Raw genomic sequence first — 16,448 nt, 5'->3', positions numbered from 1 at the left:
TTACCAGAACGTGACATGAACATCTCCAAATTTTTTATCGATCGGCCGATCTTCGCAGGGGTGCTATCGGTCCTGATCCTGCTGGGAGGCGTCATCGCGCTCTTTCAGCTGCCGATTTCGGAGTACCCCGAAGTCGTCCCGCCATCGGTCGTCGTGCACGCGCAGTATCCCGGCGCGAACCCGAAGGTGATCGCGGAAACCGTGGCGTCGCCGCTCGAAGAGCAGATCAACGGCGTCGAGAATATGCTTTACATGCAGTCGCAGGCCAACAGCGACGGCAACATGACGCTCACGGTGACGTTCAAGCTCGGCACGAATCCTGATCTCGCGACTCAGCTCGTGCAAAACCGCGTGAACCAGGCGTTGCCGCGTCTGCCCGAAGACGTGCAGCGTCTCGGCGTCACGACGATCAAGAGCTCGCCGACGTTGACGATGGTCGTCCACCTCATCTCGCCGAACAATCGCTATGACATGACGTACCTGCGCAACTACGCGGTGCTCAACGTCAAGGATCGGCTCGAGCGTATCCAGGGCGTCGGCGAAGTGCAGCTCTGGGGTGCGGGCGATTACGCCATGCGGATCTGGCTCGATCCGCAGAAGGTGGCCGAACGCGGTCTCACCGCGAACGACGTCATCAATGCGATCCGCGAGCAGAACGTCCAAGTCGCGGCCGGCGTGATCGGCGAATCGCCTTCGTTGCCCGGCGTTCCGCTGCAATTGTCGGTCAACGCACGCGGGCGTTTGCAGACGGAAGGGCAATTCGGCGCGATCGTCCTGAAGACATCGCCGACGGGCGGCGTGACGTATCTGCGCGACGTCGCGCGCATCGAGCTCGCGGCGTCCGAGTATGGCTTGCGCTCGCTGCTGGACAACCAGCAGGCCGTCGCGCTCGCCATCAATCAGCAGCCCGGTGCCAACTCGCTTGCAATCTCGGATCAGGTTCGGCGCGATATGGCCGAGCTGAAGAAGGACTTCCCGGCAGGCGTCGATTATTCGATCGTCTATGACCCGACGCAGTTCGTGCGCGCCAGCATCGAAGCCGTCATTCATACGCTGCTCGAAGCGATTGCGCTCGTCGTCATCGTCGTGATCGTCTTTCTGCAGACCTGGCGCGCCTCGATCATTCCGCTCGTCGCCGTGCCGGTGTCGATCATCGGTACGTTCTCGCTGCTGCTCGCGTTCGGATTCTCGATCAACGCCTTGTCGCTGTTCGGCATGGTGCTGGCGATCGGGATCGTGGTCGACGATGCGATCGTCGTCGTGGAAAACGTCGAGCGCAACATCGCGGAAGGCCTTTCCGCGCGCGCCGCGACCTATCGGGCGATGCGCGAGGTGAGCGGGCCGATTATCGCTATTGCGTTGACGCTCGTCGCCGTGTTCGTGCCGCTCGCGTTCATGAGCGGTCTCACCGGCCAGTTCTACAAGCAGTTCGCGATGACGATCGCGATTTCGACGGTCATTTCCGCGTTCAATTCGCTCACGCTTTCCCCGGCGCTTTGCGCGATCCTCCTGCGCGGCCACGACGCCCCCGAAGATTGGCTCACGCGCGTCATGAACCGCATCTTCGGCGGGTTCTTCCGGGCCTTCAACAAGGTCTTCAAGAACGGCTCGGTTGCTTATGGGCGCGGCGTGAAGGGCGTGCTCGGTCGCAAGACGGTGATGCTCGTGGTCTATGCGGTGCTCGTCGGCGCGACCGTGCTCGTGACGCGCGTCGTGCCGGGCGGGTTCGTGCCCGCGCAGGACAAGGAGTATCTCGTCGCCTTCGCGCAGCTGCCCAACGGCGCGACGCTCGATCGCACGGAGCAGGTGATTCGCGAAATGAACGACATCGCGATGAAGCAGCCGGGCGTCGAGCACGCCGTGGCGTTTCCGGGCTTGTCCGTGAACGGCTTCACCAACAGCTCGAGCGCGGGCATCGTATTCGTGGCGCTGAAGCCGTTCAAGGAGCGCGGCTCGCGCGCCCTGTCGGCCGGCGCGATCGCGGGTGCGCTGAACCAGAAGTATGCGGGCATCAAGGAAGCGTTCGTCGCCGTGTTCCCGCCGCCGCCGGTTCTGGGGCTCGGCACGCTCGGCGGCTTCAAGCTGCAGATCGAGGACCGCGGCGCGCTCGGCTATACGGAGCTCGACAAAGTCACTCAGGCGTTCATGCAGCGCGCCCGCAGCGCTCCCGAGCTCGGCCCGCTCTTCACGAACTATCAGATCAACGTGCCGCAGCTCAACGTCGATCTCGATCGCGTGAAGGCCAAGCAGCTCGGCATTCCGGTGACGGATGTGTTCGACACCATGCAGGTCTATCTCGGCTCGTTCTACGTTAACGACTTCAACCGCTTCGGCCGCGTTTATCAGGTGCGCGTGCAAGCCGATGCGCCGTTCCGTGCGCGGCCCGACGACATCTTGCAGTTGAAGACGCGCACGGCCACGGGCGAAATGGTGCCGCTCTCGTCGCTCGTTACGGTGACGCCGACGTTTGGCCCCGAGATGGTCGTCCGCTATAACGGCTTCACGGCCGCGGATATCAACGGCGGCCCGGCGCCCGGCTATTCGTCGGGACAGGCGCAAGCCGCGATCGAGCGCATCGCCGCCGAAACGCTGCCGCGCGGCGTGAAATTCGAGTGGACCGATCTGACGTATCAGCAGGTGTTGGCCGGCAACTCGGCGATCTGGGTCTTCCCGATCAGCGTGCTGCTCGTGTTCCTCGTGCTGGCGGCGCTCTACGAGAGCCTGACGCTGCCGCTCGCCGTCATCCTGATCGTGCCGATGAGCGTGCTTTCGGCGCTCACGGGCGTCTGGCTGCTGCGCGGCGACAACAACATCTTCACGCAGATCGGCTTGATGGTGCTCGTGGGACTTGCCTCGAAGAACGCGATCCTGATCGTCGAGTTCGCGCGCGAGCTCGAGCATGACGGCCGCACGCCGATCGCGGCGGCAATCGAAGCGAGCCGCCTGCGTCTGCGTCCGATTCTCATGACGTCGATCGCATTCATCATGGGTGTCGTGCCACTCGTGCTGTCGACGGGGGCGGGCTCGGAAATGCGCCATGCGATGGGTATCGCCGTGTTCTTCGGGATGCTCGGCGTCACGTTGTTCGGGCTCATGTTGACGCCGGTCTTCTATGTGGTGCTGCGTACGCTTGCGGGCGGCAAGATCCACGTCGCGGGCAAGGACTCGAAAGCCGATTCGGATGAAAAAGTCCGCGCCATGTCCGTCTCGGACGCATAAGGTTGGGAGAACAAATGAATAATCGATATGCAACGGTCGGCGGCGCGAACAAGGGGCTCGGTTTGCGCGCCGTGGCGGGAGGCGTCCTGCTCGCGCTCTTCATGACCGCCTGCTCGGTTGAGCCGACTTACCAGCGACCGCAGGTCGACGTGCCCGCCGCGTTCAAGGAAGCAGGGCCGGCGGCCGCCCCGGGCGCGTGGAAGCCGGCGCAGCCTTCCGACGCGGAGCCGCGTGGGCAATGGTGGACGATCTTCGGCGACGCGACGCTGAATCAGCTCGAGGACGAAGCGCTCGCCGCGAATCAGGATCTGAAGGCGGCCGCGGCTCGCGTGCGCCAATCGCGTGCCGCGCTCGCCGCGGCGCGCTCGGCCTGGTTCCCGGAGATCGATGCGGGTTTCGGGCCGACGCGCGAACATCCCTCGCCCGCCTCGCAGTTCCTGCCGCAGAACACCAACATGCCGACGGCGACGCTATGGCGTGCGCAAACGACGGTCTCGTACGAGGCCGATTTGTTCGGCCGCGTGGGCTCGAACGTATCGGCGGCGCGCGCGGACTCGCAGCAAAGCGAGGCGCTTTATCGTTCGGTCCAGCTTGCGTTGCAGGCCGACGTCGCGTCGAACTACTTCCAACTGCGCGAGCTCGACACGGAGCGTGATCTCTACAGCAAGACCATTGCGCTGCGCGAGGAGGGGGTGAAGCTCACTCAGCACCGGTTCGACGAGGGCGAAGTGAGCGAGCTCGATCTCTCGCAGGCGAAGAACGAGCTGGCGACCACGCGCGCCGAAGCGGTCGGGGTGGAGCGGCAGCGCGCCGCCGCCGAGCATAGCCTTGCCATTCTGCTCGGCAAGACGCCGGCTGCGTTCAGCTTCGCGCAGCAGCCGCTCGTGCCCGTCACCGCGCGCGTGCCGCCGGGTCTGCCTTCGGCGCTGCTCGAACGGCGTCCCGACATCGCGGCCGCCGAGCGTGCGATGGCCGCGGCGAACGCGCGCGTCGGATTGGCGAAATCGGCCTTCTTCCCGAAGCTCGACATCACGGGTGCGTTCGGTTATGAATCGGCGACGCTCGGCGATCTCTTCATGTGGTCGAGCCGCTCGTTCCTCCTCGGGCCGTTCGCCGGTACGGCTCTGACGCTGCCGCTCTTCGACGGCGGACGCCGCAAGGCGCAGCTTGCACAGGCCCGCGCGCAGTACGACGAGGATGTCGCGAACTACCGCTCGCAGGTGCTCACGGCGTTCCGCGAGGTCGAAGACAGTCTGGCCGATTTGCGCTTGCTCGACGATCAGATCCGCGCGCAGAACGATGCCGTAGCCGCGGCTCAACGTGCCGAGCATTTGTCGCAGACGCAGTACCGGGAAGGGCAGGTCAATTATCTCGACGTGCTCGACAGCGAGCGGTCCGTGCTGACGGCGCAGCGGCAGGCAAGCCAGCTTGCGGGGGCACAGGCGGTCTCGACGGTGACGCTCATTCGCGCATTGGGCGGTGGCTGGGGTGACGTGAGCGCAGGAGCCGCGAGCGCGACGAGCACGCAGCAAGTCGCCAAGCAGTAGCCACGGCAGCCTGGAGATAGGAACCTGTCTCTGCTGGAGCCTATCGGAATCCCTAGCGCGCTGCCCGTGACCGCGAGTTGCGGGCAGTGCGTACCGGGCACTATGTCATTCGCCTTCGGGCTTCAAAAACAGCTCGTGCATCGGCGCAAAGTGCGCGTAAAGCGGCAGGATCGCGCCGCCCATGGCGCGCGCGTCCGCGCCGATCGTCCCTTCGAGCAGCTGCGGTCTGACCATCCCTTCCCACTCTATGCGATCGAGCTCACGCTGCGTGCGGCGAATGATTTCACGCGCGAGTTGCCGATCGATTTCGCCATCGATGATGACGGCCTCGAGGTCGAGCAGCGCCGTCGACGTTGCCACCGTCGAGGCGATGGCCGCGCACGCTTCGTCGAGCCATTCCTCCGTCACCGCCCATAGTTGCGCGTCGAATGCGCGATGATCGTGTGCAGCGGCGGCGGGCGCGCCGGCCGCGCTCATGCGCTGCTCGAGCACGAAACCCGATGCCGCGTGCAGCAGCTGTTTCGGCGTCCTCCCATTGCTGGCTGGCAGCGGGATCGAGCCGACGGCACCCGCGTTACCGTGCGGCCCGCCGTGCAGTCGCCCATCGATGACGAGCCCGCCGCCGATGAACGTGCCGACGAACAGATAAAGAAAACTGCGGATATTGCGGCCCTGGCCCATCACGAGTTCCGCGGCGCAGGCGGCCGTCGTATCCTTCGCGAACTCGACGGGCAGTCCCGTCATCGCTTCAATACGCGCGCGGATGTCGATCGCGTTCCAGCTTTCCAGCGCGTTGGGCGGCGCACCGAGGAATTCGCGCCATCCGCCGAGCCACAGCGGCGCGGCGACACCGACGCCGACGATCTTTGCGGCCTCCTCTCCGAGCGTTGCCCGCACGCGCGCAAGTTTCTGCTCGAGCGCCGGAAACAATACATGCGGGTCCGGGTAGTCGTATTCGAGCACGTCCCGACTGCGAACGCGGCCGACGAAGTCCATCGTCAGCACATCGAGGCTGCGCCGGCCGACCTTGATGCCGACTGTATAGGCGCCGTCGGCCCGCAACGCGATCGGCACGGACGGCTGCCCGATCCGTCCGCGCAGGCGCGCCTGCTTTTCGAGCAGGCCATCGTCGATGAGCCGTTCGACGATCATCGACGCCGTCTGCATGCTGAGCCGCGTGAGCCGCGCAACATCGGCTTTCGGCAACGGGCCGTGCAGCCGGATCGCCTGCAGCACGATGCGCTCGTTGAACTGCCGCATGCCGACCTGGTTAGATCCGACGGGGCGCGTGCCATGCGGCTGCGAGCGCTCGTTCATGTTCAAGTCCGAGTCCATGCGCGTGCCGCTATGATCGGATTCGGGCAACGCTTCATGCGATCGCCTTGACGTCCGCTTCCTTGGCCCCAGTCATGATTGCAACGGCATCCGACATGTGAATGTCCTTCGTCTTGACCAGTGCGGCACGACGGCCCAGGCGCTGGATATGGATCCGATCGGCAACTTCGAAGACGTGCGGCATGTTGTGGCTGATCAGGATCACGGGCAATCCGCGATCGCGCACGCGCCGGATGAGCTCGAGCACCATGTTGCCTTCCTTGACACCGAGCGCGGCCGTCGGCTCGTCCATGATCACGACGTGGCGCGCGAATGCGGCGCTGCGCGCGACGGCGACGCCCTGGCGCTGGCCGCCGGAAAGCGTTTCGACGGGCTGCCGCATCGAACGGATGCCGATCTGCAAGTCCTTCATATGGGCCGTCGCTTCATCGAGCATGCGCCGCTTGTCGATCATTTTCAGCAGCGAGCCGCGCCAGCCGGGCATGCGGCGCTCGCGACCGAGGAAGAGGTTTTCGGCGATCGTCATCGCCGGTGCGACGGCGAGCTCTTGATAAACCGTTTCGATGCCGTTCTCGCGCGCATCGAGCGGGCTGCGGAAGTGCACCGCCTTGCCGTCGAGGAGGATTTCGCCCTCATCGGGCACGGCCGCGCCCGAGAGCGCCTTGATCAGCGAGGATTTGCCCGCACCGTTATCGCCGATGACGGCGAGAATTTCACCGGGCATCACTTCGAAATCGCAACCGTCGAGCGCGGTCACCTGGCCGTAGCGCTTGACGAGGCCCCGGGCCTCGAGCACGGGAGTGGCGGGACGGGTAGAGGATGTCGACATGGCGTTACCTGTGATGAAGAGGGGCTTAGGCGCGACGATGCGAAAGCTTATCGGCGGCGACGGCGAGGATCACGAGGATGCCGGTGATCAGCACCTGGTAGACCGACGAGACGCCCATCAGCGTGAGGCCGTTGCGAAACACGCCGACGATCAGTGCGCCGAGCAGCGTGCCGACGATTGAGCCGCGTCCGCCGAAGAGACTCGTGCCGCCGAGCACCACCGCTGTGATGCTGTCGAGGTTTTCCGTCTGGCCGGCTTGCGGATCGCCCACACCGGTTCTCGAAACGAGCAGCAGCGCGGCGATGCCATAGATGAGGCCGGCAATCGAGTAGACGGCGATCAGAATGCGCTGTGAGGAAAGCCCCATCAGCCGCGCGGCTTCCGGGTTGTTGCCGAGCGCGTAGAGATGGCGGCCCGGCACGGTGTTGCGCAGCACGAACCATGTGACGAGGTACATGACGAGCGCAAGGACGGTGCCGTAGGTCACCTCAGCCGGCCCGATACGGAACGTATTGCCGAGGAACATCATGGCGTCGGGCAGGCTCGAAACCGTTTCGGCATTCGAATAGATCTGCGTCAGCGCAAAGGCGATGTTCAACGTGCCGAGCGTGACGATGAACGATGGCAGCTTGATGCGCGTGACGAGGACACCGTTTAGGAGTCCGAACAAAGTACTCGCGCCGATGCCGCACAGAATGGCGATGACCGGCGGCACACCGAGATTGACGGCGAACTTCGTCATGACGATGGAGCCGAATGCCATCAGCATGCCGCACGAGAGGTCGATGCCGGCCGTGAGCACGATGAGTGTCTGGCCGATTGCGATCACGGCGACGACCATCGTCTGCTGAAGAATCAGCGAGAAATTCTGGAACGACAGAAAGCGATGGCTTTGCGAGACGAAGAATGCGCACGCGGCGATGAGCGCGATCAGCGGGCCGGCTTCGGCGAGCGTCGGCATGCGGTGCTGATGGCTTTGCGGGACGGAGGCCGGTCCAACCGGCCGAACGGATCGAGTCGTCATGTTGCGTCTCTCGTAGAGGCTTCCGATGACCGCCGGGGCCTAGCTTCGACCTCGGCGGCGCTTCCATGGAGGATTATTGGCCCCAGCAATTCTCGAGGCCGAACTTCGTGTCTTTACTGTCGATGCCCGACATCGGCTTGTCGGTGATGAGGGTGACGCCCGTGTCGGTGTAACCCGAGACCTTCTTGCCGGTCTTCGCGTACTCGACCCCGGCGTCGACGCCGAGCGACGCCATCTTGAGCGGATACTGCTGCGCGGTCGCGGCGATCATGCCGGCTTTGACGTTGCGCACGCCTTCGCAGCCGCCATCGATCGACACGATCATCACGTCCTTATCCTTGCCGGCCGCCTTCAGTGCGCGATAGGCGCCGGCCGCGGCGGGCTCGTTGATCGTGTAGACGACGTTGATGTCGGGCACTTTTTGGAGGCAGTTCTCCATTGCGGTTTGCCCCTTGGCCCGGTCGCCGCGCGTGTCCTGGCTGCAGACGATGCTCGGATCCCCGTCCTTGATGCCGAAGCCCTTCAGGAAGCCGTTGTGACGAAGCACGCCGACGGAGATGCCGGGCGCGAGATCGAGCGTCGCAATCTTGGCGGGCTTGTTGCCCAGCGCGGCCTTCGCATAGGCGCCGATCAGCTCGCCGGCCTTGAAGTTGTCGGTGGCGAAGAGGGCATCGGTTGCGCTTTGCGGATCGGTCGGCGTATCGAGCGCGATCACCATGACGCCGGCTTTGCGCGCTTTCTCGATCGACGGCACGATCGCTTTCGTATCGCTCGGCGTGATCAGAATCGCCTTGGCGCCGGCAGTCGTCATGTTTTCGAGCGCCGTTACCTGCGCGGCGTTGTCGCCATCGAACTTGCCGGCGGCGGTGAGTAGCTTGGCGCCGTCTTTCTGAGCGGCGGACTCGGCGCCTTGCTTCATCTTCACGAAGAACGGATTGGTATCGGTCTTCGTGATCAGGCCGACAGTCGGTTGGTCGGCAGCGAGCGCGTTGCCGATGCCGATGATGGCCGACACTGCGGTGCAAAGCACTGCGATCCGTTTGACGGCCGGGTAGGGACGGGTCTTCATCGAATGCTCCTCCTCCGATGGATAAAAATCGGTTGTTGTTGGTGGATCGAATGACTGGGGCGACTAAATCAAGTCGTGTGATTTAGTACAGCAGGAGGCGCTTCGCGAGTCAAGGACGGTGGTCGGACGCGGCGCGCAAACTCAGCGCTCGTCTGAGCGGCTCATCGGCTTGCTCGCCGAGGCTTCGCGTGAAATGCTGCGGTGCGACAACCCAGCGTCGATCTAGGGGTAAATCAGGAGGGGGCGGTTTGCGGTAGCTGCTTACCGCATTGGCCTCAATCGATGGGGAGAAAGCGGCGCGCGAATGGCGCCGCTCGAGACAATCGGCTTCTCTCAGGCGGCTTGAGCGGGTACCGCTGCGTGGGAGACGGCCATCGTTTCCTTGTGCGCGGCTTTTTTCGTCTTGCCCGCGCGAGACGGTGGCTGGCAAGCGCCACAGACGACGTTGTGCTGCAACTCGTGCTTGTGCGCGATGAACTTGCCGCCGCAGCGACAGCACGGCGTCAATTGCAGCATATCGGCGTCGAAGAAGCGCACGAGTGTCCACGCGCGCGTGAGATCGAGCACGGGTTCGCATTCGCCATGCTTGCAGTGCTCGAGGTAGAGCCGATAGCCCTTCGTTAGTGCATCGAGATGAGAGCAGCCGGCCTCGTTCTTCAGGAAGAGGTAGGTGTTGTAGAACAACGACGCATGAATGTTCGCGAGCCAGGTCATGTACCAGTCCGCCGAGAACGGCAGCATGCCTTTGGGCGGCGATACACCCTTGATTTCGCGGTAAAGCCGGATCATGCGGTCGCGAGAGAGAGACAACTCGCTCTCGAGCACCTGCATGCGAGCACCGAGCTCGATCAGTGCGATCGCGCGGAACACCTCTTGGGCATCTTCGGTGAGACTCTTCTTTTGAGCCATGATCCGCTCCTTACGCAAACTGCTCGGCCGGTTGCCCCGCAAGCAGGATCGCCGTGTGCGTGGACGCGATCTCGGCATTCTTCGCCGTCTGCGTCAGCGCGCTCAGCATCGCGTGATCGTTGAACCGGAAGCTGCACAAGAGCTGATGCGCCGACGAAAGCTTCACGCATTGCGCGAGCGACAGCCCGGCGAGCAGATCGGCGAGCTCCGACGACAACCCCAGGCGGAACATGCCGATGGCTTTGTCCTCGCGCAGCATCCGTTGCGCAAGCATGATGTACGAAAGATTGATTTCGCGGATAGAGTCCAGCGTCTCACTGCTGTGGTCCATTTCTCACGCTTCCAAAGCCCCGTTGGTTATCCCAGGTAATTTATACCTTGTAGTTTTTTCTCCTATGGCCCGCTTGGTCAGGGCGTAGCCGATTTTCCGGTTTGATACAAGGCGTTACAACTTGTAACTACCGGTGAAGTGCATTGTACGAATACGTTTGCGCGAAATCAATCCCTTCCCGAAAATGTAGGAAAAAAGATACCTGTTGCTATGCGGCAATTTTTTCATAAACATGTAACAGGAAATTTTGACCGCCATTCGTAAGATATGCTTTTCGGAAAGGTGAGTGTAAGTTTCGCCTAAAAATTGAAACCGTTTCCCCGCGTAAGCGGCGGAAAAATTTGCGTTGTGGCGGCGGATGGGTCGCCGCGCGGCCTCGGCTAAATGCACAACGGCGGTCGTGGGCGGGATATCGGGGGCACGAGAGCTGCGCGGAGGCAGCCCGTGAGCGGAGCAGGGGAGGTGGCTTCGGCGCTGCGGCGATCTGCTGGATGTGGAGCGCCCAGCGGCTCGAGCGCGATGCGGTGGATGACCGCTTCGTTGTTCTTCTTTTCGGTCGACAGACGTTGTGCCGCGTCAGTGAATCGAGGAGGGATGGCGCGCGAGCGGCGTGACGGCGATCTCGAGGTAGGGGAAGAGCGGCAGATTCGAAAGCAGCGTATGAAGCTCGTCGTTCGATTCGACATCGAAGATGCTGTAGTTCGCGTACTCGCCGACGATTCGATAGAGCTGCGGCCATTTGCCCTCGCGTTGCAGCCTCTGCGAGTAGGCCTTCTCGCGCGCCTTGATTTCCTCGGCCTGATCGGCGGGCATATCGGACGGCAGATGCACGTCCATTCTCACGAGATAAAGCATGACGTTCCTTTGATCGAATGGTTGAACGAACGGGGCCAGGGCTCAGGCAGAAACAGCGCCGGGCACCGTCATACGTTTCGCGTCGCGCCGGTAGTGGGCCAGCTTGTCTTCGTCGATTGCCACACCGAGGCCCGCCCCCTCGGGAAGCTGAAGTATGAAGTCACGGTAGACGGGGCGCTCTTGCACGATGTCGTCTTTCAGCAGCAAGGGGCCGAAAAGCTCGGTTCCCCATGCGAGCTGCGGTAGCGCGGCGAAGCAATGCGCCGCGGCGGTCGTGCCGATGCTGCCTTCGAGCATCGTTCCGCCGTAAAGCGCGACGCCCGCGGCATCGCCGATCGCCGCCGTGCGAAATGTTTCGTAGATGCCGCCCGCCTTCGAGATCTTGAGCGCGAAGACGTCGACGGACGCGCCGCGCACGAGCTCGATCGCGTCCGCCGGCCCCGTGAGCGCTTCGTCGGCCATGATCGGAACGACGAAGCGTGCGGCAAGGCGGGAAAGCGCCGCGCGCTGCTCGCGTGGGGTAGGCTGCTCGATCAGATCGATGCCCGCGGCTTCGAGCATGGCAATGCCGTTGGCCGCTTCGGCCTCGTTCCAGGCCTGATTGACGTCGACAGTGACACGCGCGCGCTCGCCCAGCGCGCGCTTGATCGCGGCCGCATGCGCGACGTCGTCGCGCAGCGCGCGCCGGCCGATCTTGAGCTTGAACGTATCGTGCCGCCGCTCGGCCAGCAGTTGCTCGGCTTCGTCGATATCGCGCTTCGTTTCGCCGCTCGCAAGCGTCCACAGTACCGGCAGCGCCGTGCGTACCGCGCCGCCGAGCAACGTCGAGAGCGACACGCCGAGGCGCTTGGCTTCGGCATCGAGCAATGCGGTTTCGAGCGCGCTTTTCGCGAAGCGATTGCCGCGCGCCACTTTGTTCAAGCGCGCCATCGCCGCTTTGACGTTCGTCGCGTCGATGCCGATCAAGGTCGGCGCCAGATAAGTATCGATAGTGAGCTTGATGCCTTCGGGACTTTCGTCGCCGTAGGACAGCCCCCCGATCGTCGTCGCTTCGCCGATGCCTTCGACATCGTCGCTGCAGCGCACGCGCACGATGACGAGGGTCTGTTGCCGCATGGTCGCCATCGCGAGCTGATGGGCGCGAATGGTTGGCAGATCGACGAGGACTGCCTCGATGGAATGGACGGTTGCATTCATGCTGTGGCCGATAAGGTCGAATCGTTCGGCTGCAGTATGCGATGCGGCATCGCGCGATGTCCAAGACCGTTATCGTCTGGTTCGATACCCCTCCGGTATCGAGTCGTCCCGATGCGGCGAGGATGGACGTTGGCTATTGACGCTCGTGCGGCGGCAGATAGTCGATTCCTTCTTCGGCGTAGAGGTCGTAGATCAGATCGAGCATCGAGCGAATGTCTTCCGATTCGTCGAGCATGCGCATGCTCATGATGATCGGCGAGACGAGCTTCGGATCGTCGAGCTCGTGATAGCTCACGTCGTCGCGCTTGAGCCCGTGCACGCTCTGCGGCACGACCGTGACGCCGACGCCCGCGGCCACGAGACCGAGCGCGACTTGCAGCTCGCGCGCTTCGTAGGTATGCGCGGGCTCGAGCCCGCGATCGTGGAAAGCGGCGAGCACCTGGTCCGCATAGCTCGGCCGCGGTGCCTTCGGGTAAACGATCAGCGTATCGTCGACGAGATCGTGCAGCGCGAGTTGCGGCTTGCCCGCCGAGAGCGGGTGGCCGAGCGACAACGCGGCAATCAGACGCTCCTCGCGCAGGACGACGCGGCGCACGCTGGGATCCTCGAGCCGTATGCGGCCGAACCCCACGTCGATGCGGCCTTCCTTGAGCGCCTTCATCTGATCCATCGTCGACATTTCGTGAAAGCTCAACTCGACGGCGGCGTTCTCCGCGCGAAAACGACGAATGACTTTCGGCAGCATGCCGTAGAGCGTGGAGCCGACGAAGCCGATCGAGAGGCTGCGCTCGATCTTGCCGACGCGCTTCGTCATGGCCTCGAGTTCCGACATCTGCGCGAGCAGCTGCATCGTATGGGAGTAGAAGAAACGGCCGGCGTCCGTGAGCTTCAAGGGACGCGCGTCGCGCTCGAAGAGCTGGACGCCGAGATTTTCTTCGAGCTGCTGGATCTGCCGGCTGAGCGGCGGCTGCGCGATATGAAGCCGTGCCGCGGCGCGCGTGAAGTTGCGTTCCTCCGCCACGGCGACGAAATAACGGAGATGGCGCAGCTCCATGAGCATACCTCTGCGATATCGAATGGATACTAAAACGGTGTTGGACGCCGCCGATTGGCGCTAATTATCCTTCAGTTACGGATTGCCGCCTATCGGCTCATACCTTTCGAGCATCGAAGGGGCAGTGGATGGCGCAGGCGGCTTGCCGTCGTGGGGACGGCCAATAACGGAGACAGATCAGGAGCAGACAATGAAGCATGCAGAAATCGAGGCCCTCGTGAAAGGGTTCATCGTCGATACGGCCAAGGGCGAAGCCGACCCGCGCGTTCAGCAGGTGGTGCTGCGCCTTGCGACCGACCTTTTCAAGGCCATCGAGGATCTCGACTTGAGTCCGACCGAAGTATGGAAGGGCATCGAATACTTCTCGGAGGCGGGCGCGAAGCAAGAGCTCGGGCTGCTCGCGGCTGGTCTCGGCCTCGAACGCTTTCTCGACATCCGCATGGATGAAGCCGAGGCGAAGGCTGGGATCAGAGGCGGCACGCCTCGCACGATCGAAGGCCCGCTCTACGTCGCGGGCGCGCCGGAAAGCGTGGGCTTCGCGCGGCTCGACGACGGTTCGCAGGCCGACGAGGGCGATGTTCTATTCATGCAAGGCACTGTGTTCGGCGCGAACGGCAAGCCGCTGGCCGGCGCGCGAGTCGAAGTCTGGCATGCCAATCTGCTCGGGAACTATTCGTTCTTCGACAAGACGCAACCGGACTTCAATCTGCGCCGCACGATTGTGACCGATGCGGATGGGCGATACCAGTTTCGCAGCATCGTTCCCGTCGGCTACGCCTGTCCTCCCGGCGGCACGACGCAGCGCCTGCTAGACAAGCTCGGCCGCCATGGCCGCCGGCCCGCGCATATCCACTTCTTCGTCTCGGCGCCAGGGCATCGCAAGCTGACAACGCAAATCAACATCGACGGTGACGCCTACCTTTGGGACGACTTCGCATTTGCCAGCCGCGAAGGGCTCGTGCCGCCGATCGAGCGCATTTCGTCCGCCGAGCAGCTTGCGCGGCACGGCGTCGACAAGCCGTTCGCCTCGATCGATTTCGACTTCCACCTGAATGTCGACAACGCGGCGGCGCCCGCCGTCGAAGTCGAGCGCAAGCGGGCGGCGGTGTAGGAGGTCGGCGCGCGCGCACACGCGGCGCGACTGATTGCCCCAGGACGGCGCACCGGCCGCCGTCCGTTTGAGACTCACCCGGAGATATCACTCATGATCCCGATCCATCCGGATCGCAGCCCCCGGCTTGCCCGAAGCATCGACGATTATCTCGTCGAAGACCGCGAGCGCGGCGATTACAGGTTGCATCGAAGCGCTTTCACGGATCCGGCGCTCTTCGAGCTCGAGATGCGAACTCTGTTCGAAGGCAGCTGGATCTATCTTGCCCATGAAAGCCAGATCGCCGAGAAGAACGACTATTACTCGACGCACATCGGCCGGCAACCGATCTTCATTGCGCGCAACCGACAGGGCGAGCTCGGCGCGTTCATCAATGCCTGCACGCATCGCGGCGCGATGCTTTGCCGGCGCAAGCATGGCAACAAGGCGACCTACACATGTCCGTTCCACGGCTGGACGTTCAACAACAGCGGCAAGCTGCTGAAGGTGAAGGATCCCGAAGAGGCCGGCTACCCCGAATGCTTCAACCGCGAGGGCTCGCATGACCTCAAGCGCGTGCCCCGTTTCGAGAACTACCGCGGATTTCTGTTCGGCAGCCTGAATGCCGACGTGCCGCCTCTTGTCGAGCACCTTGGCGAGGCTGCGCACATCATCGATATGATCGTCGATCAATCCGAACATGGCCTCGAAGTGCTGCGCGGCTCGTCGACCTATACGTATGAAGGCAATTGGAAGCTGACCGCCGAGAACGGTGCCGACGGCTATCACGTCTCGTCGGTGCATTGGAATTACGCGGCCACGACGAATCGCCGCAAGCAGGAGGCCGGCCGCATCGACGACGTCCGCGCGATGGACGCCGGGAGCTGGGGGCGCCAGGGCGGAGGCTTCTATGCGTTCGACCGTGGCCACATGCTCTTATGGTCACGCTGGGCCAATCCCGAGGACAGGCCCAACTACGGCCGGCGCGAGGAACTGGCCGGGCGTTGCGGCGCCGAGAAGGCGGACTGGATGATTCGCAACTCGCGCAATCTCTGTCTCTATCCGAACGTCTACCTGATGGACCAATTCAGCTCGCAGATCCGCGTGCTGCGGCCGCTTTCCGTCGACAAGACCGAGGTCACGATTTATTGCATTGCCCCGAAAGGCGAGCCTGACGCAGAGCGTGCCCATCGTATTCGGCAGTACGAGGACTTCTTCAACGTCAGCGGAATGGCAACGCCCGACGATTTGGAGGAGTTCCGCTCGTGCCAGCAAGGCTACGCCGGTATCGCCGTCGAATGGAACGACATGTGTCGCGGCTCGACACATTGGCTCGAAGGGCCCGACGAAGCGGCGCGCAAGATCGGATTGAAGCCGCTCTTGAGCGGCGTGAAAACCGAAGACGAGGGGCTTTATACGATTCAGCACCGTTATTGGGTCGAGACGATGAAGAAGGCCGTGGCGGCGCAGGGGAGTCAAGCATGAGCACCGTGACGATGAACGACATTCAGGCGTTTCTCCATCGCGAATGCCGTCTTCTCGACGACAAGCTCTGGGACGAGTGGCTCGAGTGTTATCACCGCGACGCCGTCTTCTGGATGCCTTCATGGGACGATGACGACAATCTCATCGCGGATCCACAGCGCGAGGTTTCGCTCATCTATTACCCAAATCGTCAGGGCCTCGAAGACCGTGTCTTCCGCATCAAGACGGAACGCTCGAGCGCGACGACGCCCGATACACGCACGTCGCACAACCTCAGCAACATCGAGCTCGAGAACGAGGCCGGCGGCGTCTGCACCGTGCGTTTCAACTGGCATACGCTGAGTCATCGCTACAAGACGACGTTCAGCCATTTCGGCATGTCGCGCTACGTCATCGACTTTACGGGCGAACGACCGCTCGTTCGCAACAAGTATGTAGTCCTGAAGAACGACTACATCAATCAATTGATCGACATCTATCACGTCTGAGCGCGCTTCGTGCTCG

At 63.1% G+C, this 16,448-nt stretch carries 14 protein-coding genes; 5 read left to right on the top strand and 9 right to left on the bottom strand.

Features of this window, described 5'->3' with window-relative positions:
- The first annotated feature begins 15 nt into the window (after nucleotides 1–15).
- Nucleotides 16–3,219: an efflux RND transporter permease subunit gene (locus B0G57_RS05470; protein WP_018439292.1), complete on the top strand. Its 3,204-nt coding sequence runs from the start codon at nucleotides 16–18 to the stop codon at nucleotides 3,217–3,219.
- Nucleotides 3,220–3,233: 14 nt separating this feature from the next.
- Nucleotides 3,234–4,766, top strand: coding sequence for an efflux transporter outer membrane subunit (locus B0G57_RS05465; protein WP_018439293.1), 1,533 nt, complete (start codon nucleotides 3,234–3,236; stop codon nucleotides 4,764–4,766).
- 105 nt (nucleotides 4,767–4,871) lie between these two features.
- On the opposite strand, the gene B0G57_RS05460 is transcribed toward B0G57_RS05465, so the two are convergent.
- From B0G57_RS05460 to B0G57_RS05420, 9 genes are all read right to left on the bottom strand, one after another.
- Nucleotides 4,872–6,083, bottom strand: coding sequence for an ROK family transcriptional regulator (locus B0G57_RS05460; protein ID WP_026229406.1), 1,212 nt, complete (start codon nucleotides 6,081–6,083; stop codon nucleotides 4,872–4,874).
- Between the two features lie 52 nt (nucleotides 6,084–6,135).
- Nucleotides 6,136–6,930, bottom strand: coding sequence for an ATP-binding cassette domain-containing protein (locus B0G57_RS05455; RefSeq protein ID WP_026229407.1), 795 nt, complete (start codon nucleotides 6,928–6,930; stop codon nucleotides 6,136–6,138).
- A gap of 25 nt (nucleotides 6,931–6,955) precedes the next feature.
- On the bottom strand, nucleotides 6,956–7,891 hold the full coding sequence (locus tag B0G57_RS05450) for an ABC transporter permease (RefSeq protein ID WP_018439296.1): 936 nt from the start codon (nucleotides 7,889–7,891) through the stop codon (nucleotides 6,956–6,958).
- Between the two features lie 136 nt (nucleotides 7,892–8,027).
- Complete coding sequence (locus tag B0G57_RS05445) at nucleotides 8,028–9,023, bottom strand: sugar ABC transporter substrate-binding protein (RefSeq protein WP_018439297.1); 996 nt, start codon at nucleotides 9,021–9,023, stop codon at nucleotides 8,028–8,030.
- A 333-nt stretch (nucleotides 9,024–9,356) separates the two neighbouring features.
- Entirely contained in the window at nucleotides 9,357–9,932 is a 576-nt protein-coding gene (gene flhC, locus B0G57_RS05440) for a flagellar transcriptional regulator FlhC (protein WP_018439299.1), read from the bottom strand.
- 10 nt (nucleotides 9,933–9,942) lie between these two features.
- Nucleotides 9,943–10,263: a flagellar transcriptional regulator FlhD gene (gene flhD, locus B0G57_RS05435; protein ID WP_018439300.1), complete on the bottom strand. Its 321-nt coding sequence runs from the start codon at nucleotides 10,261–10,263 to the stop codon at nucleotides 9,943–9,945.
- Between the two features lie 576 nt (nucleotides 10,264–10,839).
- Complete coding sequence (catC, locus tag B0G57_RS05430; RefSeq protein WP_018439301.1) at nucleotides 10,840–11,118, bottom strand: muconolactone Delta-isomerase; 279 nt, start codon at nucleotides 11,116–11,118, stop codon at nucleotides 10,840–10,842.
- 42 nt (nucleotides 11,119–11,160) lie between these two features.
- Entirely contained in the window at nucleotides 11,161–12,315 is a 1,155-nt protein-coding gene (locus B0G57_RS05425) for a muconate/chloromuconate family cycloisomerase (RefSeq protein ID WP_018439302.1), read from the bottom strand.
- Nucleotides 12,316–12,448: 133 nt separating this feature from the next.
- Nucleotides 12,449–13,369, bottom strand: coding sequence for a LysR family transcriptional regulator (locus tag B0G57_RS05420; RefSeq protein WP_102606749.1), 921 nt, complete (start codon nucleotides 13,367–13,369; stop codon nucleotides 12,449–12,451).
- 190 nt (nucleotides 13,370–13,559) lie between these two features.
- Between B0G57_RS05420 and catA the strand changes: the two genes are divergently transcribed.
- The 3 genes from catA to benB all read left to right on the top strand — a co-directional run bounded on the left by catA (nucleotide 13,560) and on the right by benB (nucleotide 16,432).
- Entirely contained in the window at nucleotides 13,560–14,480 is a 921-nt protein-coding gene (gene catA, locus B0G57_RS05415) for a catechol 1,2-dioxygenase (protein ID WP_018439304.1), read from the top strand.
- 93 nt (nucleotides 14,481–14,573) lie between these two features.
- The gene (gene benA / locus B0G57_RS05410) at nucleotides 14,574–15,944 is read left to right on the top strand and encodes a benzoate 1,2-dioxygenase large subunit (protein WP_018439305.1); all 1,371 of its coding nucleotides are present in this window, start codon (nucleotides 14,574–14,576) and stop codon (nucleotides 15,942–15,944) included.
- Nucleotides 15,941–16,432 (top strand): benzoate 1,2-dioxygenase small subunit, encoded by a 492-nt coding sequence (gene benB, locus B0G57_RS05405; RefSeq protein ID WP_018439306.1) that lies wholly within the window; start codon nucleotides 15,941–15,943, stop codon nucleotides 16,430–16,432. Before benA ends, benB begins: the two co-directional genes overlap by 4 nt.
- Nucleotides 16,433–16,448: the final 16 nt, after the last annotated feature.

The sequence above is a fragment of the Trinickia symbiotica genome (assembly GCF_002934455.1).
Taxonomy (GTDB): Bacteria; Pseudomonadota; Gammaproteobacteria; order Burkholderiales; family Burkholderiaceae; genus Trinickia; species Trinickia symbiotica.
The sequence above is the reverse complement of the archived record's forward strand: the minus strand, read 5'-3'. Positions and strand labels throughout refer to the sequence as shown.

Bases quoted from the DNA above. Each gene is read 5' to 3' on its own strand.
- B0G57_RS05470 (WP_018439292.1), top strand. From the start codon at position 16: ATGAACATCTCCAAATTTTTTATCGATCGGCCGATCTTCGCAGGGGTG.
- B0G57_RS05465 (WP_018439293.1), top strand. From the start codon at position 3,234: ATGAATAATCGATATGCAACGGTCGGCGGCGCGAACAAGGGGCTCGGT.
- B0G57_RS05460 (WP_026229406.1), bottom strand. From the start codon at position 6,083: ATGAACGAGCGCTCGCAGCCGCATGGCACGCGCCCCGTCGGATCTAAC.
- B0G57_RS05455 (WP_026229407.1), bottom strand. From the start codon at position 6,930: ATGTCGACATCCTCTACCCGTCCCGCCACTCCCGTGCTCGAGGCCCGG.
- B0G57_RS05450 (WP_018439296.1), bottom strand. From the start codon at position 7,891: ATGCCGACGCTCGCCGAAGCCGGCCCGCTGATCGCGCTCATCGCCGCG.
- B0G57_RS05445 (WP_018439297.1), bottom strand. From the start codon at position 9,023: ATGAAGACCCGTCCCTACCCGGCCGTCAAACGGATCGCAGTGCTTTGC.
- flhC (WP_018439299.1), bottom strand. From the start codon at position 9,932: ATGGCTCAAAAGAAGAGTCTCACCGAAGATGCCCAAGAGGTGTTCCGC.
- flhD (WP_018439300.1), bottom strand. From the start codon at position 10,263: ATGGACCACAGCAGTGAGACGCTGGACTCTATCCGCGAAATCAATCTT.
- catC (WP_018439301.1), bottom strand. From the start codon at position 11,118: ATGCTTTATCTCGTGAGAATGGACGTGCATCTGCCGTCCGATATGCCC.
- B0G57_RS05425 (WP_018439302.1), bottom strand. From the start codon at position 12,315: ATGAATGCAACCGTCCATTCCATCGAGGCAGTCCTCGTCGATCTGCCA.
- B0G57_RS05420 (WP_102606749.1), bottom strand. From the start codon at position 13,369: ATGGAGCTGCGCCATCTCCGTTATTTCGTCGCCGTGGCGGAGGAACGC.
- catA (WP_018439304.1), top strand. From the start codon at position 13,560: ATGAAGCATGCAGAAATCGAGGCCCTCGTGAAAGGGTTCATCGTCGAT.
- benA (WP_018439305.1), top strand. From the start codon at position 14,574: ATGATCCCGATCCATCCGGATCGCAGCCCCCGGCTTGCCCGAAGCATC.
- benB (WP_018439306.1), top strand. From the start codon at position 15,941: ATGAGCACCGTGACGATGAACGACATTCAGGCGTTTCTCCATCGCGAA.